Raw genomic sequence first — 24,069 nt, forward strand, 5'->3', positions numbered from 1 at the left:
GGGCAGATTTGTAGGCCTGATAAGCGTAGCGCATCAGGCACGGCGCACATTGCCGGATGGCGGCGCAAGTGCCTTATCCGGCCTACGGTCGGTTTCATAACGCACGCTGAACCGCTGCCGACGTCGGTAGGCGTAAACATCTTCCACGTGACCGTTTTTGATGCGCGTCTGTAGGCCGCGCCAGTAGTCAGCGCTGAACAGGTCAGCGTGCATCTCTTCAAATAGCGGCCCTATACGCGGGTCGGCACATAGCCAGTGACGAAATTCTTCCGGGAAGACATCTCCCGGCGATACGCTGTACCACGGCTCAGCGCTCATCTCATCTTCCGGGTAGCGTGGCGGCGGGATATGGCGGAAATTCACCTCCGTCATGTAGCAGATTTCATCGTAATCGTAGAACACCACACGCCCGTGACGGGTCACGCCGAAGTTCTTAAATAGCATATCACCGGGGAAAATATTGGCGGCGGCCAGCTGACGAATGGCGTTGCCGTACTCTTCAATGGCATCGCGCAGTTGCTGACCTTCGACCTGCTCCAGCCAGATATTCAGCGGCACCATCCGTCGTTCGATATACAGATGGCGAATGACAATCTGATCGCCGAGATCGGTAATTTTTTCCGGGGCTTCCTGCAATAACAGCGCCATCAGCGCCGGATCGATTTGCCGTTTCTCCAGCACAAAATTCTCGAATTCCTGGGTGTCAGCCATCCGCCCAACACGATCGTGTTCTTTGACCAGTTGATAGCAGGCGCGGACGTGGGTGGCAGACATCTCTTTTTGCGGGGCAAATTTGTCTTTGATGATTTTAAACACCCGGTCAAAACCCGGCAACGTAAACACCAACATCACCATGCCGCGGATCCCCGGCGCTTCAATAAACTGCTCATCGCAATGGGCAAGATAGAGCAGATATTCGCGGTAACTTTCGGTCTTCGCGTGTTTCTGACAGCCAATCGCCATGTACAGTTCGGCGGTGGTTTTACCGGGCAGGATCTCGCGCAGCCACTCCACCAGCGCCGCGGGCAAAGGGGCGTAAACCATAAAATAGGAGCGGGCGAAGCCAAACACAATGCTCGCCTCCGCCGTCGTGGTCAGACAGGTATCGACAAACAATTCGCCTTCATCAGTCCGGTGGATTGGCAGTAAAAACGGTAGCGTCCCCGAAGGAGTAATCAGCTTACCGACCAGCCAGGCGGCCTTGTTGCGATAAAACAGTTCGTTCGCCACCTGTAAATGGCAGCCCGACAACACATCCGCTCCCAGGGTTTCGGTCAGGTGTTCGATGATGTAGTGGATATCACGATGTTTGTTCTGCCACGGCAGACGCAGGGGCAGATCGCTAAGGACGCGCGTCAGCAGCCACTCCCAGCCGGTATCCGGAAAAAAGTCTTTCGCCAGCGGGCGGGGGATCGTGCGAAAACGGCGCTCTGGCTGAGAACTGAAAATAAACAGCCGCTCGGGAGTCAGCGAGCGGTGGTCAAATAACCGACAGTAAACGGAGTTAAAGAAACTCTCCGCAATCTCGAAGCGCGGGTAATCCGGCAGTAGCCGGGTGTAATGCTCTTTCACGCGAAGTAAAAAATCCGCGTCGGTACTTTTGCCGTCAGTAATGCAGCGCAACTGCTCCACCACCAGACCCACGTGATGATCGTAAAGGTGAATACGGCTTTTCATCGCCTGCTGAACCGCATGCCAGTCGGCATGTTCAAAACGCTGCTGCGCGCCGGAGGTGACTTCCAGAAAACGCCCGTACTGGGCGTCGAAACCTTGCAAGATAGTCTGAGCAATCAGTAATTCCAGGCCACGCGTCATCAATGTCTCCCATCCGGCACAACGTCATGCCGGATGGCGCGTTCGCTTATCCGGCCTACATCCCTTCGTAGGCCCGGTAAGCGCAGCGCCACCGGGCATTAATCAAAACTGCGATTCTTCGGTCGAGCCGGTCAGCGCGGTCACCGAGGAAGCTCCGCCCTGAATGATGGTGGTGACTTTGTCGAAGTAACCTGTGCCCACTTCCTGCTGATGGGAGACGAAGGTGTAACCGTCTTTAGCTGCCGCAAATTCTGGCTGCTGAACCTTCTCAACATAATGGCGCATGCCTTCACCCTGCGCATAGGAGTGCGCGAGGTCGAACATGTTGAACCACATGCTGTGGATACCCGCCAGGGTAATGAACTGGTATTTGTAACCCATATCCGACAGCTGCTGCTGGAAGCTGGCGATAGTTTTGTCATCCAGGTTTTTCTGCCAGTTAAACGACGGCGAACAGTTGTAAGCCAGCAGTTTGCCAGGGTATTTCGCGTGGATCGCATCGGCAAAGCGCTTCGCCAGCTCAAGGTCCGGCGTGGAGGTTTCACACCACACCAGATCCGCATACGGTGCGTAGGCCAGACCACGGCTGATCGCCTGCTCAATACCCGCATGCGTACGGTAGAACCCTTCGCTGGTACGTTCGCCAGTGATGAACTCGCTGTCGTATGGGTCGCAATCAGACGTAATCAGATCGGCTGCGTCAGCATCGGTACGTGCAATCACCAGCGTCGGCACACCCATGACGTCGGCTGCCAGACGGGCGGCCACCAGTTTCTGGATAGCTTCCTGAGTCGGAACCAGCACTTTGCCGCCCATGTGACCACATTTTTTCACCGATGCGAGCTGATCTTCGAAGTGAACGGCCGCTGCACCAGCCTCAATCATCGATTTCATCAGTTCAAACGCGTTCAGTACGCCGCCAAACCCTGCTTCCGCATCGGCAACGATCGGCAGGAAGTAATCGACATAGCGAGGATCGTTCGGCTCAATACCGGTTGACCATTGGATCTGATCGGCGCGACGGAATGTGTTGTTGATCCGATCAACCACCGCCGGGACGGAGTTCGCCGGATACAGCGATTGGTCCGGGTACATGCTGGATGCCAGGTTGGCATCTGCCGCCACCTGCCAGCCTGAAAGGTAGACCGCTTCAATACCGGCTTTCGCCTGCTGCAGAGCCTGACCGCCGGTCAGCGCGCCGAGGCTGTTGATATAACCTTTCTTCGATTCGCCGTGCAGCAGACGCCACATTTTCGCCGCGCCAAGCTGCGCCAGCGTGCATTCCGGGTTGACCGAGCCACGTAATTTCACCACTTCCTCCGCGCTATATGGACGGGTGATGCCTTCCCAGCGCGGTTGAGTCCATTCTTTCTGTAATTCTTCGATTTGTTGAGTACGGGTTTTCATGTGCAGATGCTCCATATTGTTATGTGGTGGATTACGCCAGCAGGCGGTAGCCTGGCAGGGTCAAGAAATCGATCAGTTCATCAGAGGTAGTGATTTGCTCCATCAGGCGCGCGGCATCGTCAAAACGCCCGCTGCTGTAGCGGTGTTCGCCCAGCTCGTCCTGAATCACCAGCATCTCTTCGGCCAGCATCTGACGGAACAGCGGTTTGGTAACCGGCTTGCCGTTGCTGAGCGTCTTCTCGTGGTGGATCCACTGCCAGATGGAGGTACGGGAGATTTCGGCGGTGGCCGCGTCTTCCATCAGACCGTAAATCGGTACGCAGCCGTTACCGGAGATCCACGCTTCGATGTACTGCACCGCGACACGGATATTGGCGCGCATGCCTTCTTCAGTACGCTCACCTTCACAAGGTGCCAGCAGTTGCTCTGCGGTAATCGGGGCATCTTCTTCACGGGTCACGAACAGCTGATTTTTGTTTTCACCGAGTACGTCGTTGAACACCGCCATGGCGGTATCTGCCAGTCCCGGATGGGCAATCCATGTGCCGTCATGACCGTTATTTGCTTCCAGTGCTTTGTCCGCTTTTACCTTGGTCAAAACCTGGTTGTTACGTTCCGCATCTTTGCTGGGAATGAACGCTGCCATGCCGCCCATCGCGAATGCGCCACGTTTATGACAGGTTTTAATCAGCAGACGCGAATAGGCGCTGAGGAATGGTTTATCCATCGTCACCACCTGACGGTCCGGCAGCACGCGATCCGGGTGGTTCTTCAGCGTTTTGATATAGCTAAAAATGTAGTCCCAACGACCGCAGTTCAGACCCACAATGTGGTCACGCAGGGCGTGCAGAATTTCGTCCATCTGGAAGACGGCAGGCAGCGTTTCAATCAGCAGGGTCGCTTTAATGGTGCCGCGCGGCAGGTTAAAGCGGTCCTCTGCATAGCTGAACACTTCGCTCCACCATGCCGCTTCTTGCCAGGCCTGCGTTTTTGGCAGATAGAAATAAGGGCCGCTGCCTTTCGCCAGCAACGTTTTGTAGTTGTGGAAGAAATAGAGGGCAAAGTCGAACAGGCTGCCCGGGATAGATTCGCCACGCCAGGTGACGTGTTTTTCCGGCAGATGCAGACCACGAACGCGACATACCAACAGAGCCGGATTAGGCTTGAGCTGATAAATTTTACCCGCTTCGTTGGTGTAGCTAATGGTGCCATTGACCGCATCGCGCAGGTTGATCTGCCCGTCGATAACTTTGCTCCACTCAGGAGCCAGTGAATCTTCGAAGTCAGCCATAAAGACTTTGACGTTCGCGTTCAGCGCGTTGATGACCATCTTGCGCTCAACGGGTCCGGTGATCTCTACGCGGCGATCCAGTAAATCATCAGGAATTCCGCGAATTTTCCAGTTACCTTCACGAATGGAAGCTGTTTCCGAAATAAAATCAGGCAACTTACCGTCATCAATATCCTGCTGCTGCTGGATACGTGCAGCCAGAAGTTTATTCCGCTTTGGCGTAAATCTTGTCACCAGTTCAGTCAGAAACTCCACTGCTTCAGCGGTCAGAATTTGCTGTTCCTGTTCGCCACGCGGCCTGGTGAAGACCAGTTCATCGGTTGTCGTTGCCTGTTGATTCATTGCGTAGTTCCTCGTCATTGATCCAAACACATCCCCAATGCGAACGAAGGATCGTTGTGCGCTTTTCGTTCAGCACAACTAAGACTACTCATTTAAATTTCAAAATCAAAAACAATTTCCATTTTTAATTTAATTATCAATTAACCTATTGATAACAATATAAATAAAATTTAATTACACGATGAGGTGCGTTTCGGAAATAAAAAAGGCACCCGAAGGTGCCTGATTCAATATGCTGAAACGCTTAAGGATCGTCTGCTACAGAAGATTAATCCAGCGTTGGATTCATGTGACGCAGATCATATGGCGTGATCTGGTAGACGTAATAGTTGAGCCAGTTGGTAAACAACAGATTACCGTGGCTACGCCAGGTTGCCCGCGGTTTGTTTTGCGGGTCATCTTTCGGGAAATAGTTATAGGGTACTTCCGGCGATAAGCCCGCTTCGACGTCACGAAAATATTCGCTGCCGAGTGTATGGTCGTCATACTCAGGATGACCCGTCACGAAGGCGATACGTTTGTCTTTGCTGGCAAACAGGTAGGCATCTCCCTCTTCGGTTTCAGCAAAGATCTCGAGATCGGTGTAGTCGCGGATAAGCGCTGCAGGGAAATCAGCATAGCGCGAATGCGGGGCCAGGAACGCATCATCGAATCCACGCGTCAGTAGCGCATGAGGGTGCAGAATATGGTGCTCATAGACGCCTGAGAGTTTATCCGTGCGGGTTTGCTTGGGAATTCCGTACAGGATATTCAACGCGGCCTGCACCGCCCAACAGACAAATAACGTCGAGGTAACGTGATCTTTGGCCCATTCAAGCACTTGCTTAATCTGCGGCCAGTAAGCCACATCATTAAATTCAACCAGGCCCAACGGTGCGCCGGTCACGATCAATCCGTCAAAGTTCTGATCGCAGATATCCTCGAAATTACAGTAGAAGTTATTCAGATGCTCCGTTGGGGTGTTGCGTGACTCGCGGGCATCGATGCGCAATAGCTGAACATCTACCTGCAGCGGTGAGTTAGACAGTAAGCGCAGGAACTGGTTTTCCGTTTCAATCTTCTTGGGCATCAGGTTAAGGATGAGCACCTTCAGTGGACGAATTTCCTGACCGGAAGCGCGGGATGTCGTCATCACGAAGACGTTTTCCTCACGCAAAAAATTGACGGCGGGTAGCTCGTCCTGCACGCGAATTGGCATAACCTGATAACCTCACAACATACGTTTAAACGTTTAGACATCCAGATAGCTGAAGATACCCAGGAATCATGCGAATGTCGAGCTTGCATCCTCAAGTTGAGAAAGTTTCACGGCTCCTTGCTGTAGAATAGTGCAGTAAAGAAAAAAGGAGAATGCTATGAACCTTACCATTCGTCGTTCGCGTCCGGACGAAGGAGATAAGTTAGTTTCTATTTGGTGTCGCTCAGTAGATGCCACGCACCATTTCCTCTCTGCGGATTATCGGATTGAGCTGGAGGAGCTGGTACGTTCATTTTTACCAGAAGCCCCTCTGTGGGTTGCAGTGACAGAACAGGATGAGCCCGTCGCTTTTATGCTTCTGACCGACAAGCATATTGATGCTTTGTTTGTCGATCCGGATGTGCGTGGTAGTGGTGTTGGTAAACTGCTGATTGAACATGCTTTATCAATGAGTTCAACGCTAACAACCAACGTTAACGAGCAGAATGAGCAGGCGGTTGGATTCTATAAGAAGATGGGATTTAGCGTGACGGGACGTACAGAGGTGGACGATCTCGGACGACCGTACCCGTTACTCAACCTCGTACGCGGGTAGCAGGACTAGCTTTTGTAGGCCGGATAAGGCGATATGCCGTATCCGGTAGTGTGCAGACGTGTTGCCTGATGCGCTGTGCTTATCAGGCCTACAAAATACGTTCAGCCCAGCCTCTGTAGGCCGGATAAGGCGGTACGCCGCATCCGGCGGTTTTCATCCCGCACAGACGCAAAAAAGCCCATCCGTCAGGATGGGCTTCTTCACTAAATTAATGCCTGGCAGTTTATGGCGGGCGTCCTGCCCGCCACCCTCCGGGCCGTTGCTGCGCAACGTTCAAATCCGCTCCCGGCGGATTTGTCCTCCTCAGGAGAGCGCTCACCGACAGACAACAGATAAAACAAAAGGCCCAGTCTTTCGACTGAGCCTTTCGCTTTTATTTGATGCCTGGCAGTTCCCTACTCTCGCATGGGGAGACCCCACACTACCATCGGCGCTACGGCGTTTCACTTCTGAGTTCGGCATGGGGTCAGGTGGGACCACCGCGCTACAGCCGCCAGGCAAATTCTGTTCATCAACACACCTCCTGGGCATGTCGATGTAATCTGTAATCAAGCTGAATTTCGATGTCTCTTCGCCAAAACATCTTCGGCGTTGTAAGGTTAAGCCTCACGGTTCATTAGTATCGGTTAGCTCAATGTATCGCTACACTTACACACCCGACCTATCAACGTCGTCGTCTTCAACGTTCCTTCAGGACTCTCAGGGAGTCAGGGAGAACTCATCTCGGGGCAAGTTTCGTGCTTAGATGCTTTCAGCACTTATCTCTTCCGCATTTAGCTACCGGGCAATGCCATTGGCATGACAACCCGAACACCAGTGATGCGTCCACTCCGGTCCTCTCGTACTAGGAGCAGCCCCCCTCAATTCTCCAGCGCCCACGGCAGATAGGGACCGAACTGTCTCACGACGTTCTAAACCCAGCTCGCGTACCACTTTAAATGGCGAACAGCCATACCCTTGGGACCTACTTCAGCCCCAGGATGTGATGAGCCGACATCGAGGTGCCAAACACCGCCGTCGATATGAACTCTTGGGCGGTATCAGCCTGTTATCCCCGGAGTACCTTTTATCCGTTGAGCGATGGCCCTTCCATTCAGAACCACCGGATCACTAAGACCTGCTTTCGCACCTGCTCGAGCCGTCACTCTCGCAGTCAAGCTAGCTTATGCCTTTGCACTAACCTCCTGATGTCCGACCAGGATTAGCTAACCTTCGTGCTCCTCCGTTACTCTTTAGGAGGAGACCGCCCCAGTCAAACTACCCACCAGACACTGTCCGCAACCCGGATTACGGGTCTACGTTAGAACACCAGCCATTAAAGGGTGGTATTTCAAGGATGGCTCCATGCAGACTGGCGTCCACACTTCAAAGCCTCCCACCTATCCTACACATCAAGGACCAGTGTTCAGTGTCAAGCTATAGTAAAGGTTCACGGGGTCTTTCCGTCTTGCCGCGGGTACACTGCATCTTCACAGCGAGTTCAATTTCACTGAGTCTCGGGTGGAGACAGCCTGGCCATCATTACGCCATTCGTGCAGGTCGGAACTTACCCGACAAGGAATTTCGCTACCTTAGGACCGTTATAGTTACGGCCGCCGTTTACCGGGGCTTCGATCAAGAGCTTCTCCTTACGGATAACCCCATCAATTAACCTTCCGGCACCGGGCAGGCGTCACACCGTATACGTCCACTTTCGTGTTTGCACAGTGCTGTGTTTTTAATAAACAGTTGCAGCCAGCTGGTATCTTCGACTGATTTCAGCTCCATGGGTAAACCACTTCACCTACATATCAGCGTGCCTTCTCCCGAAGTTACGGCACCATTTTGCCTAGTTCCTTCACCCGAGTTCTCTCAAGCGCCTTGGTATTCTCTACCTGACCACCTGTGTCGGTTTGGGGTACGATTTCGTGTTACCTGATGCTTAGAGGCTTTTCCTGGAAGCAGGGCATTTGTTACTTCAGCACCGTAGTGCCTCGTCATCACACCTCAGCGTTAATAAGGTACCGGATTTACCTGGAACCTCCGCCTACATGCTTAAACCGGGACAACCGTCGCCCGGCTAACATAGCCTTCTCCGTCCCCCCTTCGCAGTAACACCAAGTACAGGAATATTAACCTGTTTCCCATCGACTACGCCTTTCGGCCTCGCCTTAGGGGTCGACTCACCCTGCCCCGATTAACGTTGGACAGGAACCCTTGGTCTTCCGGCGTGCGGGTTTTTCACCCGCATTATCGTTACTTATGTCAGCATTCGCACTTCTGATACCTCCAGCATACCTCACGATACACCTTCAACGGCTTACAGAACGCTCCCCTACCCAACAACACATAGTGTCGCTGCCGCAGCTTCGGTGCATGGTTTAGCCCCGTTACATCTTCCGCGCAGGCCGACTCGACCAGTGAGCTATTACGCTTTCTTTAAATGATGGCTGCTTCTAAGCCAACATCCTGGCTGTCTGTGCCTTCCCACATCGTTTCCCACTTAACCATGACTTTGGGACCTTAGCTGGCGGTCTGGGTTGTTTCCCTCTTCACGACGGACGTTAGCACCCGCCGTGTGTCTCCCGTGATAACATTCTTCGGTATTCGCAGTTTGCATCGGGTTGGTAAGTCGGGATGACCCCCTAGCCGAAACAGTGCTCTACCCCCGAAGATGAGTTCACGAGGCGCTACCTAAATAGCTTTCGGGGAGAACCAGCTATCTCCCGGTTTGATTGGCCTTTCACCCCCAGCCACAAGTCATCCGCTAATTTTTCAACATTAGTCGGTTCGGTCCTCCAGTTAGTGTTACCCAACCTTCAACCTGCCCATGGCTAGATCACCGGGTTTCGGGTCTATACCCTGCAACTTAACGCCCAGTTAAGACTCGGTTTCCCTTCGGCTCCCCTATTCGGTTAACCTTGCTACAGAATATAAGTCGCTGACCCATTATACAAAAGGTACGCAGTCACACCCCAAAGGGTGCTCCCACTGCTTGTACGTACACGGTTTCAGGTTCTTTTTCACTCCCCTCGCCGGGGTTCTTTTCGCCTTTCCCTCACGGTACTGGTTCACTATCGGTCAGTCAGGAGTATTTAGCCTTGGAGGATGGTCCCCCCATATTCAGACAGGATACCACGTGTCCCGCCCTACTCTTCGAGTTCACAACACATGCACTTTTGTGTACGGGACTTTCACCCTGTATCGTGCGACTTTCCAGACGCTTCCACTAACACACATGCTGATTCAGACTCTGGGCTGCTCCCCGTTCGCTCGCCGCTACTGGGGGAATCTCGGTTGATTTCTTTTCCTCGGGGTACTTAGATGTTTCAGTTCCCCCGGTTCGCTTCATTACGCTATGTATTCACGTAATGATAGTGTGACGAATCACACTGGGTTTCCCCATTCGGAAATCGCCGGTTATAACGGTTCATATCACCTTACCGACGCTTATCGCAGATTAGCACGTCCTTCATCGCCTCTGACTGCCAGGGCATCCACCGTGTACGCTTAGTCGCTTAACCTCACAACCCGAAGATGTTTCTTTCGATTCATCATCGACTTGCAAAAATTTGAGAGACTCGAACACACCATTTTTCATTTCTTATTACGGAGAAATGAAACAGTGTGTCGTTTCAATTTTCAGCTTGATCCAGATTTTTAAAGAGCAAAACTTCTTAATGCACTCGAAAGTACATTCAGAAGTTCATCATTCATCAGACAATCTGTGTGAGCACTACAAAGAACGTTTCTTTAAGGTAAGGAGGTGATCCAACCGCAGGTTCCCCTACGGTTACCTTGTTACGACTTCACCCCAGTCATGAATCACAAAGTGGTAAGCGCCCTCCCGAAGGTTAAGCTACCTACTTCTTTTGCAACCCACTCCCATGGTGTGACGGGCGGTGTGTACAAGGCCCGGGAACGTATTCACCGTGGCATTCTGATCCACGATTACTAGCGATTCCGACTTCATGGAGTCGAGTTGCAGACTCCAATCCGGACTACGACATACTTTATGAGGTCCGCTTGCTCTCGCGAGGTCGCTTCTCTTTGTATATGCCATTGTAGCACGTGTGTAGCCCTACTCGTAAGGGCCATGATGACTTGACGTCATCCCCACCTTCCTCCAGTTTATCACTGGCAGTCTCCTTTGAGTTCCCGGCCGAACCGCTGGCAACAAAGGATAAGGGTTGCGCTCGTTGCGGGACTTAACCCAACATTTCACAACACGAGCTGACGACAGCCATGCAGCACCTGTCTCAGAGTTCCCGAAGGCACCAAAGCATCTCTGCTAAGTTCTCTGGATGTCAAGAGTAGGTAAGGTTCTTCGCGTTGCATCGAATTAAACCACATGCTCCACCGCTTGTGCGGGCCCCCGTCAATTCATTTGAGTTTTAACCTTGCGGCCGTACTCCCCAGGCGGTCGACTTAACGCGTTAGCTCCGGAAGCCACGCCTCAAGGGCACAACCTCCAAGTCGACATCGTTTACGGCGTGGACTACCAGGGTATCTAATCCTGTTTGCTCCCCACGCTTTCGCACCTGAGCGTCAGTCTTTGTCCAGGGGGCCGCCTTCGCCACCGGTATTCCTCCAGATCTCTACGCATTTCACCGCTACACCTGGAATTCTACCCCCCTCTACAAGACTCTAGCCTGCCAGTTTCGGATGCAGTTCCCAGGTTGAGCCCGGGGATTTCACATCCGACTTGACAGACCGCCTGCGTGCGCTTTACGCCCAGTAATTCCGATTAACGCTTGCACCCTCCGTATTACCGCGGCTGCTGGCACGGAGTTAGCCGGTGCTTCTTCTGCGAGTAACGTCAATTGCTGCGGTTATTAACCACAACACCTTCCTCCTCGCTGAAAGTACTTTACAACCCGAAGGCCTTCTTCATACACGCGGCATGGCTGCATCAGGCTTGCGCCCATTGTGCAATATTCCCCACTGCTGCCTCCCGTAGGAGTCTGGACCGTGTCTCAGTTCCAGTGTGGCTGGTCATCCTCTCAGACCAGCTAGGGATCGTCGCCTAGGTGAGCCGTTACCCCACCTACTAGCTAATCCCATCTGGGCACATCCGATGGCAAGAGGCCCGAAGGTCCCCCTCTTTGGTCTTGCGACGTTATGCGGTATTAGCTACCGTTTCCAGTAGTTATCCCCCTCCATCGGGCAGTTTCCCAGACATTACTCACCCGTCCGCCACTCGTCACCCAAGGAGCAAGCTCCTCTGTGCTACCGTTCGACTTGCATGTGTTAGGCCTGCCGCCAGCGTTCAATCTGAGCCATGATCAAACTCTTCAATTTAAAAGTTTGATGCTCAATGAATTAAACTTCGTAATGAATTACGTGTTCACTCGTTGAGACTTGGTATTCATTTTTCGTCTTGCGACGTTAAGAATCCGTATCTTCGAGTGCCCACACAGATTGTCTGATAAATTGTTAAAGAGCAGTTGCGACGCGCTTTAGCGCTCTGTCGCGAGGTGGCGTATATTACGCTTTCCTCTTTCAGAGTCAACCCTCATTTTCAGGTTTTTCTCTTCAACCGAACCGGCTGTTTGTGTGAAGTGATTCACATCCGCCGTGTCGATGGAGGCGCATTATAGGGAGTTTCCTGCGGCCCGCAACCCTTAAATGACAGAAAAATGACTGACTGCTGCATTCCACAGCGAAACCCCGCTTTATACCCATTTACACACAGACTTATCCACAAACCACACGATCGTTTCTACGATCCTCTCGTTATATCAGCCTCCTTCAACAGAAAAAGAAGAGGTCAAAATCGAAAATTAAAAATTCGCGAGCGTTGCGCAAACGTTTTCGTTACAATGCCCCCGCAAAACAAGGATGCCCCGTAAGGGGCGTTAGCTGAGTTTTTAGCCAAGAATTCACCTAACGCTCTCTGTAATAGTCAAATCCAGGGGATTTACCATGCAACAACGTCGTCCAGTCCGCCGCGCTCTGCTCAGTGTTTCTGACAAGGCCGGTATCATCGAATTCGCTCAGGCACTTTCCGCACGTGGTGTGGAGCTGCTGTCTACAGGTGGCACTGCGCGCCTGTTAGCGGAGAAAGGTCTGCCAGTGACCGAAGTTTCCGATTACACCGGCTTCCCGGAAATGATGGATGGACGCGTGAAGACCCTGCATCCGAAAGTCCACGGCGGCATTCTTGGTCGTCGCGGTCAGGACGATGCCATTATGGAACAGCACCACATTGATCCTATCGATATGGTGGTTGTAAACCTGTATCCATTCGCCGAGACCGTCGCCCGTGAAGGCTGCTCGCTGGAAGATGCGGTAGAGAACATTGATATCGGCGGCCCGACCATGGTGCGTTCCGCTGCCAAGAACCATAAAGACGTAGCGATCGTTGTGAAGAGCAGCGACTACGACGCCATTATTAAAGAGATGGATGCCAACGAAGGCTCCCTGACTCTGGAAACCCGCTTTGACCTCGCGATTAAAGCCTTCGAACACACCGCCGCCTACGACAGCATGATTGCCAACTACTTCGGCAGCATGGTTCCGGCTTACCACGGTGAGAGCAAAGAGGCCGCCGGTCGTTTCCCGCGTACGCTGAACCTGAACTTCATTAAGAAGCAGGATATGCGCTACGGCGAGAACAGCCACCAGCAGGCTGCCTTCTATATAGAAGAGAATGTTAAAGAAGCGTCCGTTGCCACCGCGCAGCAGGTACAGGGCAAAGCGCTTTCCTACAACAACATCGCCGATACCGACGCGGCGCTGGAGTGCGTGAAAGAGTTCAGCGAGCCAGCCTGTGTGATCGTTAAGCACGCTAACCCGTGCGGCGTGGCGGTAAGTACCTCTATTCTCGACGCTTACGACCGCGCCTATAAAACCGACCCGACCTCCGCATTCGGCGGCATCATCGCTTTCAACCGCGAACTGGATGCCGAAACCGCGCAGGCAATTATCTCCCGTCAGTTCGTGGAAGTGATCATCGCCCCGTCCGCAACCGAAGACGCACTGAAAATCACCGCCGCCAAACAGAACGTTCGCGTTCTGACCTGCGGTCAGTGGGCACAGCGTGTACCGGGCCTCGACTTCAAACGCGTTAACGGCGGTTTGCTGGTTCAGGACAGGGATCTGGGGATGGTGATCGAAGGCGAACTGCGCGTGGTGTCCAAACGTCAGCCGACCGAGCAAGAGCTGCGCGATGCACTGTTCTGCTGGAAAGTCGCCAAGTTCGTGAAATCCAACGCCATTGTTTATGCCAAAGAGAACATGACTATCGGCATAGGCGCAGGCCAGATGAGCCGCGTGTACTCCGCAAAAATCGCCGGGATTAAAGCGGCTGACGAAGGTCTGGAAGTGAAAGGCTCTGCAATGGCCTCTGACGCCTTCTTCCCGTTCCGCGATGGTATTGATGCTGCCGCCGCCGTTGGCGTGAGCTGCGTTATCCAGCCCGGTGGTTCTATCCGTGATGACGAAGTCATTGCCGCTGCCGATGAACACGGTATCGCGATGATCTTTACCGACATGCGCCACTTCCGCCATTAATCCACGGAGCAGACAATGAAAGTATTAGTGATTGGCAACGGCGGGCGCGAGCACGCCCTGGCCTGGAAAGCCGCACAGTCCCCGCTGGTTGATACCGTTTTTGTTGCACCAGGTAACGCGGGCACCGCACTGGAACCAGCACTGCAGAACGTGGCTATCGGCGTCACCGATATTCCAGCTCTACTGAGCTTTGCCCAGAACGAGAAAATTGACCTGACCATCGTCGGCCCGGAAGCGCCGCTGGTGATTGGCGTGGTCGATGCGTTCCGCGCCGCTGGCCTGAAGATCTTCGGGCCAACCGAAGGCGCTGCACAGCTGGAAGGCTCCAAAGCCTTCACCAAAGATTTCCTCGCCCGTCACCAGATCCCGACGGCGGAATATCAGAACTTCACTGAGATTGAGCCAGCGTTGGCCTATCTGCGTGAGAAAGGCGCGCCGATCGTCATCAAAGCTGACGGTCTGGCCGCCGGTAAAGGCGTTATCGTGGCGATGACGCTGGAGGAAGCAGAAGCCGCCGTTCATGACATGCTGGCAGGTAACGCTTTTGGCGATGCGGGCCACCGTATCGTGATCGAAGAGTTCCTCGACGGCGAAGAAGCGAGCTTTATCGTAATGGTCGACGGCGAGCACGTGCTGCCGATGGCCACCAGCCAGGACCACAAACGCGTAGGCAACGGCGACACTGGCCCGAACACCGGCGGTATGGGTGCTTACTCACCAGCGCCGGTGGTAACTGATGAAGTGCATCAGCGCACCATGGAACGCATTATTTGGCCAACCGTAAAAGGTATGGCGGCGGAAGGGAATACCTACACCGGTTTCCTGTACGCGGGTCTGATGATCGACAAACAGGGCAATCCGAAGGTTATCGAGTTCAACTGCCGCTTCGGCGATCCGGAAACCCAGCCAATCATGCTACGCATGAAATCGGACCTGGTGGAGCTTTGCCTGGCCGCCTGCGACGGCAAGCTGGATGAGAAAACCTCCGAGTGGGACGAACGCGCCTCGCTGGGTGTCGTCATTGCTGCCGGAGGTTATCCGGGCAACTACAACACCGGAGATGAGATCCACGGTCTGCCGCTGGAAGAAGTAGAAGACGGAAAAGTGTTCCATGCGGGCACTAAACTCGCCGAAGACGATCGCGTGCTGACCAGCGGCGGTCGCGTGCTGTGCGCCACCGCCCTGGGTCATACCGTGGCTGAAGCGCAGAAACGCGCTTACGCCCTGATGACCGACATCCGCTGGGATGGCAGCTTCAGCCGTAACGACATCGGCTGGCGCGCCATTGAACGCGAGCAACGCTAACGCGAAATTTTCGCCAGCAGCGTTTTACGCGTAATGCCTAACTGACGGGCGGCTTCCGTTTTATTGCCGCCCGTTTTTTCCAGCGCCGCCAGAATCACCTCTTTTTCGACATCCACCAGCGGTTGGATCTCGCCACTGAATTCCGTTTTTATCGGCGTCGCGGCAATCGCCATCGGCAGCTCGCGTTCGGAAATATATTCCCCCGTCAGCAGCACCACCGAGCGCTCAATCGCATTTTCCAGCTCACGAATATTGCCCGGCCAGTCGTAGTGGATCAGCAGATCCATCGCCTGCGGAGTAAAGCCTTTCACCGCTTTACGGTTACGCGCGGCAAAACGCTGGAGAAAATGTTCGGCTAGCAGCGGAATATCTTCCCGGCGCTGGCACAGCGCTGGCATTTCAATGGTGACGACGTTCAGGCGATAGTAGAGATCCTGGCGAAAGCGCCCGGCACTGACTTCCTCTGCTAGATCGCGATGCGTAGCGGCGATCAGCCGGACATCAACCGCAATAGTCTGGTTGCTGCCAACCCGCTGCACTTCGCGCTCCTGGATAGCCCGCAGCAGACGCACCTGCATCAGCGGTGAGATATCGCCAATTTCATCAAGAAATAACGTGCCGCCATCGGCTTCGACAAAACGCCCTTCCCGCCGTTTATCCGCCCCGGTAAACGCCCCTTTCTCGTGACCAAAAAGTTCGGACTCCAGCAGCGATTCATTAAGCGCCGCGCAGTTGAGCGTCACCAGCGGTTTATCGCGACGGGCGCTGCTGGCATGCAGCGCCCGGGCTACCAACTCTTTCCCCGTACCGGAGTCTCCGTGAATAAGCACCGTAGCATCCGAAGGAGCAACCATCGCAATTTCGTTGAGCAACTGCTGCATCGCCGGACTGCTGCCAATCATGCCAAACTGCGCAGCCGACGCCGATGGCAGTTCAGCGCCCGTTTCCCGCGTATGCGCCAGCGCCTTTTCCAGCGTCTCCTGCAGACGGTCAAAATCCAGCGGCTTGATTAAGTAGTCCAGCGCCCCGGTTTTAAGCGCTTCAACGGCAGTCTCCACGCTGGAGAACGCCGTCATGATCAAGACTGGAATCGCCGGATTCAGCGCTTTAATCTCTTTCAGCGTTGCGATGCCGTCCATCTCCGCCATGCGTACATCACACAGCACTAAATCAAATACGCGTTCGCGCACCTGTTCCAGCGCCGCTCGCCCGCTATAGGCCAGCGCGACCTCATAACCCCAGCCGCGCAGCAGCGCCTGTAAAATGGTGCAGTGGCTGATATCGTCATCTACCACCAGAATATTGATTTTTCCGCGCGTCATCCTTGTTAATCCTGTTGTTTCGCTTTGGTCGGCAGCCAAAGGGTAAAGGTCGCGCCTTTGCCCTCAACGCTTGCCACCTGAATGGTGCCACCGTGCTGTTCGATAATGTTCTGCACTACCGCCAGCCCGAGGCCGGTTCCGTCAGCTTTGGTCGTAAAGTAAGGCGTAAAAATGGCCTCCAGCTGTTCCGCCGCAATCCCCTTCCCACTATCGGTAACCACAATTTTAACGCGTTCGCCGCTGCTTTCATTCGCTTCAACCGTGATCGTGCCCTGACGACCAATCGCATGAATGGCGTTCAGATACAGATTCAACAAAACCTGAGTCAGTCGGTCAGGATCGGCCTGGATAGCGGGCAGCGTACAATTGGCCGAAAAGCGGAGCTGGATTTCCCGGCTTGCCGCATCCTGACTCACCAGGTGTAATGAGTGGGTGATAACCTCATTGAGATCCACCTTTTGCAGCGTCAGATGTGCAGGTTTCACCAGCTCCAGCAACTCGCTCACCACCCGATTTAAACGATCCGCCTCTTTCGCCATCACCTGTGCCAACTCGTGCGACTCGCCTCCTGCCGGGGTTCGCTCGGCAAAATACTTCGCTAACCCTTTGATCGATGAAAGCGGGTTACGAATTTCATGTGCCACCCCAGCCGCAAGATGACCGAGTGCTAACAGTTTTTCTTTACGCTTCATCGCATCCTGGAGTTCTTTGTACGAGCGCTGATAGCGCTGATACCAGAAGAACGTCAGCACGGTGGCCAGCAACACAGCCGCCAGCGCAGAGAGGACTATCAGTGTATTACGCCACTCCCTTGCCTGAGTCGCTGTCAAATCGCTGGCATCAAAGGCGATAAATATGGTTTGTGCTGGGGTGATAAGCTGCCCGTCATTACTGGCACAGCGCGCCATGCCGTGGCGTCCTGGACCATACATCGGCTGAAACTGGCGATAAATTTCCAGTGCTGGCGTTTTTTCACCATCCCTCGCTGGAATTTCAATATTCCGCCAGCTTTCTTGCTCCCCAGGACTAAGCTGTCGCAGGACATCCGATGAATAGAGCGTTTTGCCGACCATCGCGGAATTGCTGTGGGTAATAATGACACCATGCTCATCGACGACAGCAAACCATAGCACGCCAGGCTGTACAGCCATTTCCTCCAGTAGCGTCTGCTGCTGGGCATGATGCATGCGCATCCCCATGCCTACGCGCGTACCAGACTCCAGAGCGCGAATGAGCACGCTGCCTTTTTCCAGTAGCGTTTGCCGCGCGGCACCACTTTCCCGCCCATAGTCCCGAATGGTCATAATCGAAAACCAGCCGACCAAAACCAGGATTGCCGCCAGCAAGAGTCGGCTCAACCACTTTGCCACCGTATCCTTATAAAGACGCATACGCTCTCCCTTCACCCCGCTTGTTCCTTTCATCGTTGCAGGTATACAGCAGAAATCATGCCATTTTTTCCCCCTGATAACCCTGCCCTCAGACACAAACAGCTGAAAGTAACGGGTAAAAATGACTCGCTGACGCGTTCTGGCGAGTCATTTTTACTCGTTTCCCTGCAAAGACGGCGGGTACAACGCCCGCAGGACTGGGATTGCCGCTTTGGCACGGAAGATGCAAAAGGGAATGTAAGCTAACCAACAGGAGAACGAACGATGAAACGGAACAACAAACTGGCACTGATTGCACTTTCTCTTATCGCACTTGGCTCCACCCCGGTACTGGCACAGAATCACTGGGGATATGGCGACGGAATGCAGCAACGGGGCGGTACGCCAATGACCGCTGAGCAGCAGGCTGCCGCACAGAAAATCTATGATGATTATTATTCCCAGACCAGCGCGTTGCGCCAACAGCTGACATCCAAACGTTATGAGTACAATGCACTATTAACAGCCAGCTCGCCTGACACGGCAAAAATTAACGCCGTTGCAAAAGATATGGAAGCGTTGAATCAGTCTCTGGACGAGCAGCGCGTTAAACGTGATGTCGCAATGGCGCAGGCTGGCGTGCCACGTGGCGCGGGAATGGGCTACGGCGGATGCGGCGGTGGCGGTAACCATCGCGGCGGCGGCCATATGGGAATGGGCCACTGGTAAAAGACTTAATGCCTGATGACGCTATACGGATCAGGCCTGCTGATTTCCTGTATTCAGGTTTTCAGAAAGTTTTGGCTGTAGGCTGCCAGTGACAAAAATCTTCATTGGCGACCAGCAGTAGCTGCGACCCTTCGGGCGCTTCCAGCCATGCCACACTCACCTCTACGGATGAATGTCTCTGGCGGCGCTCGATATGGTTTATCGCCCACGACTCCAGGTCTGGCTTCAGCGTTTCACCTTCACAGGTTGTGACCGTGTTATCCGCATGCCAACGTCCCTGACGCAATATCACCCGCCCCTGACGCAGCGCATCGCTGGTCTGGCGAATTTGATCGGCTCGATAGCGGTAAAGCGCGATTTGATCGCTGGAAAGCTGCTGCTTTTGCCCGTCGACTTCACGCTGCATGAAGCTCAGTTCGCCCCGGTCATCGAAGCGTATACGGACATGTTCAGCCGGTTTACTGTAAACGTTGAGTTCTATCAGAGAGAGCGAATCACCCTGCCAGCGGTATTCACTGGTAGTGGTTTCGCCTTTACGCCACGGACTAAATACCGAGAGCAAGTGAACATCGTCACCGGAGTCTTTACGCCAAATGCGTACCGCCCCCTGATCGCCAACATAGCCGCTGGCCGTGAAAGGAGGAAGCTCAGAATGGCTACCGCAGGCAGACAGTAACAGAACACCTGAAAGCCAAAGCGTATGACGCCAGATGGACAAAAGGGGCGAAACCGCCCCTTCGTTAAAACTGTTCACTGCCACGCGAATTACTTAACCGCGTCTTTCAGTGCTTTACCAGAAACAAATGCCGGTACGTTAGCTGCGGCGATTTTGATTTCTTTACCGGTCTGCGGGTTGCGGCCAGTGCGCTCAGCACGGTGGTTCACTTTGAAGGTACCGAAACCAACCAGTTGTACAGCATCGCCTTCTTTCAGAGACTCAGTAATAGCAGCCAGAGTGGATTCCAGAGCAGCTTTAGCCTGTGTTTTAGACAGTTCTGCTTTGTCTGCAATTACATCAATCAGTTGAGTCTTGTTCATAAGTTATCCTTACAATGTGTTTATCGCTTGCTAAGCATCGAGTGCGACGGAAATGCCAGAAAAGCACTCTCCTGCATACACGCACCGATAGCCACTTTTTTTCGCCCCCCAAATGTAGACCAGACCGGGGGCGGATGGGAAGCCTTCAGGCACGACAAATCAGGCGTTAAATCACGTTTTGTGGTGTCATTGCTGAAAATTTATACCAATATTGCTCTCGCCAGCCTCGCGCAGGTCTGCACGCAGCCCTTTTATCAGCTCAATATCGCGTTCTTCACAGTCGGCTAAAAGTCGGAAAATTTCCCACTGAATATCCCATTCTTGCTCAACGGCAGGGTTCTCTTTGAGCTCTTCATCGGTCATTTCACGACCAGCCTGAGTCATTTCCAGCATCGCAACCGTCGTAATCGAAGCCTTACTAACTTCGATTGCATGCTCCAGCGTTTCACCGCTAAGACGCGAATGCATCAGCTCGCTTAATGCCACACAGGCATCAATCGCCGGATAAACACCGTACAGATCGTAATCGTCTGCAGAAGGAATGGCCTCTTCAAATTTTTCCAGCTGGCTGTCGAAATTGATTTTCGCGTCTTTAACCGTCAGCGCTTCCCAAATCAGATCCAGAATTCGGCGGTAAATCTGTCCATCGCCAAATTCAGTTTGCTTGCAGAACATGGCGTAGTTTGGGTACATGCGTTCGCACAGACAAGCCATAAACGTGACGTGCTGCCAGCTTTCCAGCTTCTCCAGACGCAGGTGAATCGGATTTTGTAACATGATGAGTTCTCAAATACGGAAATTAGCCGCAGTTTACCCGATATGGGGCGTTTTTGCTGCAAGCCGAGTAAAAGCCGGGCGTTCGGATGCCACTGCATCTGCCCAGCGTGTGGGTTCCGGCAAACGATAGCCGTTCATACAGCGTTGAACCCACGCCAGTGCGCTGTCCATACTCACACGGTGGCCCGTGGAAATAAACAACGGGTTACAGCGCGCTTTGCTGCGCCAGACCCATGCCAGTTGTTCGCCTTTATCCAGCAACGGCGCTAGCGCACCAGGTTCAGCAGCGAGCGATTCAAACTTGCCGCACAACCGTTTTTTCGCCACACCAATCGTTGGTACGTCCACCAGCAGGCCAAAATGGCTGGCCACGCCCAGACGACGCGGGTGAGAAATGCCATGACCATCAACGAACAGCAGATCTGGCTTGTGCGAGAGCAGTTGCCAGGCGGCCATCAGCGCGGGAGTTTCACGAAAGGAGAGAAAACCGGGAATGTAGGGCATGGTGGTGGCGATACGCGCCACCTTGTATTCGACCAGTTCAAGCGTGGGATACTTCAGTAAGACCATCGCGGCTCGCGTCACTTCGCCACCCTGCTCAAACCCAACGTCCGCCCCGCCGATCAGATCCGGCGGATCGTTCTTCAGACGATCCTCGCGGATCACTGAAGAAGCCAGTTCAAGCTGCTGCGCGCGTAATGACGCGAGATCCATGATAACTCCTTAGCGGTGGTACTGTTCGGACAACCGATGTACCGCCTCCACAAAGACACCCGCATGTTCTGGCGGGACGTCCTGATGAATGCCGTGGCCCAGGTTAAAGACATGCCCTTCACCCTGACCGAATCCGGCCAGAATTGTCGCCACCTCTTCTTCGATGCGGGCTGGCGGCGCATACAGCATGGACGGATCCATATTGCCCTGGAGCGCCACTTTATGACCTACACGACGACGCGCATCGGCAATGTCAGTGGTCCAGTCGAGACCTAACGCATCACAGCCGGTTTCCGCCATCGCTTCCAGCCACTGACCACCGCCTTTGGTAAACAGCGTCACCGGTACGCGACGACCTTCGTTCTCGCGCAGCAGGCCATCAACGATTTTGTGCATGTAGTACAAAGAGAACTGCTGATAGTCGCGACCGGTCAGCACGCCACCCCAGGTGTCGAAAATCATCACCGACTGCGCACCCGCTTTGATCTGCGCGTTCAGGTACAGCGTGACGCTCTTCGCCAGCTTATCAAGCAGCAGATGCAGCGCTTTAGGGTCGGCGTACATCATCTTTTTAATCACGGTGAAGGCTTTGCTGCTGCCGCCTTCAACCATGTAGGTCGCCAGCGTCCACGGACTACCGGAGAAGCCGATCAGCGGCACTTCGCCTTTCAGTTCACGGCGGATAGTACGCACCGCGTTCATCACGTACCCCAACCCATCTTCCGGATCCGGGATCGGCAGTTTGTCGACGTCAGCCTTGCTGGTAATCGGAGAGGTAAAGCGTGGACCTTCTCCTGCTTCAAAATACAGCCCGAGTCCCATCGCATCCGGGATCGTCAGGATATCCGAGAAGAGGATCGCGGCATCAAGTTTATAGCGACGCAGCGGCTGCAACGTGACTTCGCAGGCCAGCTCGGCATTTTTGCACAGCGCCATAAAATCGCCCGCTTCGGCACGGGTAGCTTTGTATTCCGGTAGATAGCGGCCTGCCTGGCGCATCATCCATACCGGAGTGACATCAACGGGCTGGCGCAGCAGCGCACGCAGATAACGATCGTTCTTCAGTTCGGTCATTTTTGCAGTTCCTTATTGCGTCAGTCCATCAGTGTATCACCACTCGCTCTTTACTCGTACTCAGCCCGACACATTGCCACAGTGTCTTCAATCAATCGACGCGCGACAGTACCCGGCGGGGGTAAGAGCGGTAAGTCGTCATAGCGATACCAGTTCGCTTCCAGCAGCTCTTTCGGGTCGATGACGATTTCGCCGCTATCATACTCCGCCATAAATGCGGTCATCAAAGACTGCGGGAATGGCCACGGCTGAGAAGTGACATAGCGCAGATTTTTCACCTTAATCCCGCTTTCTTCCATAACTTCACGCGCCACCGCCTGTTCTAAGGTCTCGCCCACTTCGACAAAACCTGCCAGTACGGTATGCACGCCGTTACGATGGCGAACATGTTGGGCAAGCAGGATGGAATCATCTCGGCGAATAGCGACGATTATGCACGGGGCAATTTGCGGGTAATAACGTTCACGGCAGTGGCTACAGAGCATCGCCCACTCCGTTTTACTCGGGTGCATGGGATGGCCGCAGTAGCCGCAGAATTTATGCGAGCGATAGAACTCCGCCAGCTGTACGCCGCGTCCGGCCAGTTGAAACAGGCCAACATCCTGGTCAATGACCTGGCGCACCGACCCCATATCGTGTCGACGCTGCTGCTGCACCAGCCAGACAGTTTCCCCTTCCCACTCGCCTATTGGCAGCGCGCGCTGACCAATCAGATCAAAACGGGCTGCGTCGCCATAAGGTAGCTCGCCATGAGGTAACCATAACTTTTGCTCATGACTGACGATCCACCAGCCGCTATCTAATTTTTCAATTATACGATCCATATCTCTTGCGCAACCTTTGCTTCACAGGCATGTTGTTTACATTATTTTTACATTTACGGGTGAGCAGTTCCTAAACACCATCTTGCGGAGTCAATCATGCTAAACCAGCTGGAAAGCCTGACGGAGCACGTCGGAGGAAGTAATAAACTGGTTGATCGCTGGCTACATGTACGTAAGCACCTGCTCGTGGCTTACTACAATCTGGTTGGCATTAAGCCTGGCAAAGAATCGTACATGCGACTCAATGAAAAGGCGCTGGATGATTTTTGTCAGAGCCTGGTCGATTACCTCTCCACCGGACACTTCAGTATTTATGAACGTATTCTCCATAAATTGGAAGGGAACGGGCAGCTTTTAAAAGCCACAAAAATTTGGCCGCTGCTGGAAGCCAATACGCAGCTGATCATGGACTACTATGACTCCAGCCTGGAAACTGCGATTGATCATGATAACTTCCTTGAATTTCAACAGGTTTTATCGGATCTCGGCGAGGCACTGGAAGCCCGATTCGTGCTGGAAGATAAGCTGATCATGCTGGTATTTGACGCAATGCACGAGAGTAACACTCTCAAACGTCATGCTTGAGATTTGCGGCATTAACGCGTAGTTTACATTCATTACCTCTTTACTGAGGTTACTTCTTGTCGGAGTGCTTATTTTCCACAGCAGCATGAGTGGAAAAGGCTGAGACCGTTAATTCGGGATCCGCGGAACCTGATCAGGTTAAAACCTGCGAAGGGAACAAGAGTCAATCTACAATAGCATCGCCTCCGG

At 53.5% G+C, this 24,069-nt stretch carries 18 protein-coding genes, 3 rRNA genes and 1 riboswitch; of the genes, 6 read left to right on the forward strand and 15 right to left on the reverse strand.

Annotated elements, in window-relative coordinates:
* Positions 1 to 33: 33 nt before the first annotated feature.
* The 4 genes from aceK to metA all read right to left on the reverse strand — a co-directional run bounded on the left by aceK (position 34) and on the right by metA (position 6,053).
* On the reverse strand, positions 34 to 1,815 hold the full coding sequence (gene aceK, locus GHC22_RS22005) for a bifunctional isocitrate dehydrogenase kinase/phosphatase (protein ID WP_153753903.1): 1,782 nt from the start codon (positions 1,813 to 1,815) through the stop codon (positions 34 to 36).
* 102 nt (positions 1,816 to 1,917) lie between these two features.
* A complete protein-coding gene (gene aceA / locus GHC22_RS22010; protein ID WP_003826506.1) occupies positions 1,918 to 3,222 on the reverse strand; it encodes an isocitrate lyase in 1,305 nt (434 codons plus the stop codon).
* Positions 3,223 to 3,253: 31 nt separating this feature from the next.
* The gene (aceB, locus tag GHC22_RS22015; RefSeq protein WP_032942053.1) at positions 3,254 to 4,855 is read right to left on the reverse strand and encodes a malate synthase A; all 1,602 of its coding nucleotides are present in this window, start codon (positions 4,853 to 4,855) and stop codon (positions 3,254 to 3,256) included.
* A 268-nt stretch (positions 4,856 to 5,123) separates the two neighbouring features.
* Positions 5,124 to 6,053 (reverse strand): homoserine O-succinyltransferase, encoded by a 930-nt coding sequence (gene metA, locus GHC22_RS22020; RefSeq protein ID WP_003826503.1) that lies wholly within the window; start codon positions 6,051 to 6,053, stop codon positions 5,124 to 5,126.
* Between the two features lie 157 nt (positions 6,054 to 6,210).
* Here metA and GHC22_RS22025 point away from each other — a divergent pair, with 157 nt between their 5' ends.
* Positions 6,211 to 6,648, forward strand: a complete 438-nt coding sequence (locus GHC22_RS22025) for an acetyltransferase (RefSeq protein ID WP_153753904.1) — start codon at positions 6,211 to 6,213, stop codon at positions 6,646 to 6,648.
* 382 nt (positions 6,649 to 7,030) lie between these two features.
* On the opposite strand, the gene rrf is transcribed toward GHC22_RS22025, so the two are convergent.
* The 3 genes from rrf to GHC22_RS22040 form a co-directional block, all read right to left on the reverse strand.
* Positions 7,031 to 7,146, reverse strand: a 5S ribosomal RNA gene (rrf, locus tag GHC22_RS22030).
* 97 nt (positions 7,147 to 7,243) lie between these two features.
* A 23S ribosomal RNA gene (locus GHC22_RS22035) occupies positions 7,244 to 10,151 on the reverse strand.
* 235 nt (positions 10,152 to 10,386) lie between these two features.
* Positions 10,387 to 11,928 (reverse strand): 16S ribosomal RNA (locus tag GHC22_RS22040).
* The 16S, 23S and 5S rRNA genes sit together here, the layout of an rRNA operon.
* A 624-nt stretch (positions 11,929 to 12,552) precedes the next feature.
* Here GHC22_RS22040 and purH point away from each other — a divergent pair.
* Positions 12,553 to 14,142, forward strand: a complete 1,590-nt coding sequence (gene purH, locus GHC22_RS22045; protein ID WP_153753905.1) for a bifunctional phosphoribosylaminoimidazolecarboxamide formyltransferase/IMP cyclohydrolase — start codon at positions 12,553 to 12,555, stop codon at positions 14,140 to 14,142.
* A gap of 15 nt (positions 14,143 to 14,157) precedes the next feature.
* Positions 14,158 to 15,447 carry a phosphoribosylamine--glycine ligase gene (purD, locus tag GHC22_RS22050; protein WP_048227505.1) on the forward strand — a complete coding sequence of 430 codons (1,290 nt, stop codon included), beginning with the start codon at positions 14,158 to 14,160 and terminating at the stop codon, positions 15,445 to 15,447.
* Here the strand turns inward: purD and zraR are convergent.
* Together zraR and zraS are read right to left on the reverse strand one after the other, a co-directional pair.
* On the reverse strand, positions 15,444 to 16,769 hold the full coding sequence (gene zraR / locus GHC22_RS22055) for a sigma-54-dependent response regulator transcription factor ZraR (protein WP_071446128.1): 1,326 nt from the start codon (positions 16,767 to 16,769) through the stop codon (positions 15,444 to 15,446). The two genes, purD and zraR, sit on opposite strands and share 4 nt — an antisense overlap.
* Before the next feature lie 5 nt (positions 16,770 to 16,774).
* The gene (gene zraS / locus GHC22_RS22060) at positions 16,775 to 18,160 is read right to left on the reverse strand and encodes a two-component system sensor histidine kinase ZraS (RefSeq protein WP_153753906.1); all 1,386 of its coding nucleotides are present in this window, start codon (positions 18,158 to 18,160) and stop codon (positions 16,775 to 16,777) included.
* A 57-nt stretch (positions 18,161 to 18,217) separates the two neighbouring features.
* Between zraS and GHC22_RS22065 the strand changes: the two genes are divergently transcribed.
* Positions 18,218 to 18,406: a hypothetical protein gene (locus tag GHC22_RS22065; RefSeq protein WP_153753907.1), complete on the forward strand. Its 189-nt coding sequence runs from the start codon at positions 18,218 to 18,220 to the stop codon at positions 18,404 to 18,406.
* An 18-nt stretch (positions 18,407 to 18,424) separates the two neighbouring features.
* Positions 18,425 to 18,868, forward strand: a complete 444-nt coding sequence (gene zraP, locus GHC22_RS22070) for a zinc resistance sensor/chaperone ZraP (protein ID WP_153753908.1) — start codon at positions 18,425 to 18,427, stop codon at positions 18,866 to 18,868.
* Between the two features lie 61 nt (positions 18,869 to 18,929).
* On the opposite strand, the gene GHC22_RS22075 is transcribed toward zraP, so the two are convergent.
* From GHC22_RS22075 to nudC, 6 genes are all read right to left on the reverse strand, one after another.
* Positions 18,930 to 19,622, reverse strand: coding sequence for a DUF1481 domain-containing protein (locus tag GHC22_RS22075; RefSeq protein ID WP_032945667.1), 693 nt, complete (start codon positions 19,620 to 19,622; stop codon positions 18,930 to 18,932).
* An 11-nt stretch (positions 19,623 to 19,633) separates the two neighbouring features.
* Positions 19,634 to 19,906, reverse strand: coding sequence for a nucleoid-associated protein HU-alpha (gene hupA, locus GHC22_RS22080; RefSeq protein ID WP_001044509.1), 273 nt, complete (start codon positions 19,904 to 19,906; stop codon positions 19,634 to 19,636).
* A gap of 186 nt (positions 19,907 to 20,092) precedes the next feature.
* A complete protein-coding gene (locus tag GHC22_RS22085) occupies positions 20,093 to 20,683 on the reverse strand; it encodes a YjaG family protein (protein WP_003842015.1) in 591 nt (196 codons plus the stop codon).
* A gap of 33 nt (positions 20,684 to 20,716) precedes the next feature.
* A complete protein-coding gene (nfi, locus tag GHC22_RS22090) occupies positions 20,717 to 21,397 on the reverse strand; it encodes a deoxyribonuclease V (RefSeq protein ID WP_048237131.1) in 681 nt (226 codons plus the stop codon).
* Between the two features lie 9 nt (positions 21,398 to 21,406).
* Positions 21,407 to 22,471 carry a uroporphyrinogen decarboxylase gene (hemE, locus tag GHC22_RS22095; RefSeq protein WP_003826889.1) on the reverse strand — a complete coding sequence of 355 codons (1,065 nt, stop codon included), beginning with the start codon at positions 22,469 to 22,471 and terminating at the stop codon, positions 21,407 to 21,409.
* A 50-nt stretch (positions 22,472 to 22,521) separates the two neighbouring features.
* On the reverse strand, positions 22,522 to 23,295 hold the full coding sequence (gene nudC, locus GHC22_RS22100) for an NAD(+) diphosphatase (RefSeq protein ID WP_003033074.1): 774 nt from the start codon (positions 23,293 to 23,295) through the stop codon (positions 22,522 to 22,524).
* A gap of 96 nt (positions 23,296 to 23,391) precedes the next feature.
* On the opposite strand from nudC, the gene GHC22_RS22105 reads away from it, so the two are divergent.
* Complete coding sequence (locus GHC22_RS22105) at positions 23,392 to 23,880, forward strand: Rsd/AlgQ family anti-sigma factor (RefSeq protein WP_032945654.1); 489 nt, start codon at positions 23,392 to 23,394, stop codon at positions 23,878 to 23,880.
* Between the two features lie 50 nt (positions 23,881 to 23,930).
* Positions 23,931 to 24,053: riboswitch (TPP riboswitch) on the forward strand.
* Positions 24,054 to 24,069 lie beyond the last annotated feature (16 nt).

Source organism: Citrobacter sp. H12-3-2 (assembly GCF_009649895.1).
In the GTDB taxonomy this organism is placed as follows: Bacteria; Pseudomonadota; Gammaproteobacteria; order Enterobacterales; family Enterobacteriaceae; genus Citrobacter; species Citrobacter portucalensis.

Coding starts and splice junctions, on each gene's coding strand:
- aceK (WP_153753903.1), bottom strand. CDS start 1,815: ATGACGCGTGGCCTGGAATTACTGATTGCTCAGACTATCTTGCAAGGT.
- aceA (WP_003826506.1), bottom strand. CDS start 3,222: ATGAAAACCCGTACTCAACAAATCGAAGAATTACAGAAAGAATGGACT.
- aceB (WP_032942053.1), bottom strand. CDS start 4,855: ATGAATCAACAGGCAACGACAACCGATGAACTGGTCTTCACCAGGCCG.
- metA (WP_003826503.1), bottom strand. CDS start 6,053: ATGCCAATTCGCGTGCAGGACGAGCTACCCGCCGTCAATTTTTTGCGT.
- GHC22_RS22025 (WP_153753904.1), top strand. CDS start 6,211: ATGAACCTTACCATTCGTCGTTCGCGTCCGGACGAAGGAGATAAGTTA.
- purH (WP_153753905.1), top strand. CDS start 12,553: ATGCAACAACGTCGTCCAGTCCGCCGCGCTCTGCTCAGTGTTTCTGAC.
- purD (WP_048227505.1), top strand. CDS start 14,158: ATGAAAGTATTAGTGATTGGCAACGGCGGGCGCGAGCACGCCCTGGCC.
- zraR (WP_071446128.1), bottom strand. CDS start 16,769: ATGACGCGCGGAAAAATCAATATTCTGGTGGTAGATGACGATATCAGC.
- zraS (WP_153753906.1), bottom strand. CDS start 18,160: ATGCGTCTTTATAAGGATACGGTGGCAAAGTGGTTGAGCCGACTCTTG.
- GHC22_RS22065 (WP_153753907.1), top strand. CDS start 18,218: ATGCCATTTTTTCCCCCTGATAACCCTGCCCTCAGACACAAACAGCTG.
- zraP (WP_153753908.1), top strand. CDS start 18,425: ATGAAACGGAACAACAAACTGGCACTGATTGCACTTTCTCTTATCGCA.
- hupA (WP_001044509.1), bottom strand. CDS start 19,906: ATGAACAAGACTCAACTGATTGATGTAATTGCAGACAAAGCAGAACTG.
- GHC22_RS22085 (WP_003842015.1), bottom strand. CDS start 20,683: ATGTTACAAAATCCGATTCACCTGCGTCTGGAGAAGCTGGAAAGCTGG.
- nfi (WP_048237131.1), bottom strand. CDS start 21,397: ATGGATCTCGCGTCATTACGCGCGCAGCAGCTTGAACTGGCTTCTTCA.
- hemE (WP_003826889.1), bottom strand. CDS start 22,471: ATGACCGAACTGAAGAACGATCGTTATCTGCGTGCGCTGCTGCGCCAG.
- nudC (WP_003033074.1), bottom strand. CDS start 23,295: ATGGATCGTATAATTGAAAAATTAGATAGCGGCTGGTGGATCGTCAGT.
- GHC22_RS22105 (WP_032945654.1), top strand. CDS start 23,392: ATGCTAAACCAGCTGGAAAGCCTGACGGAGCACGTCGGAGGAAGTAAT.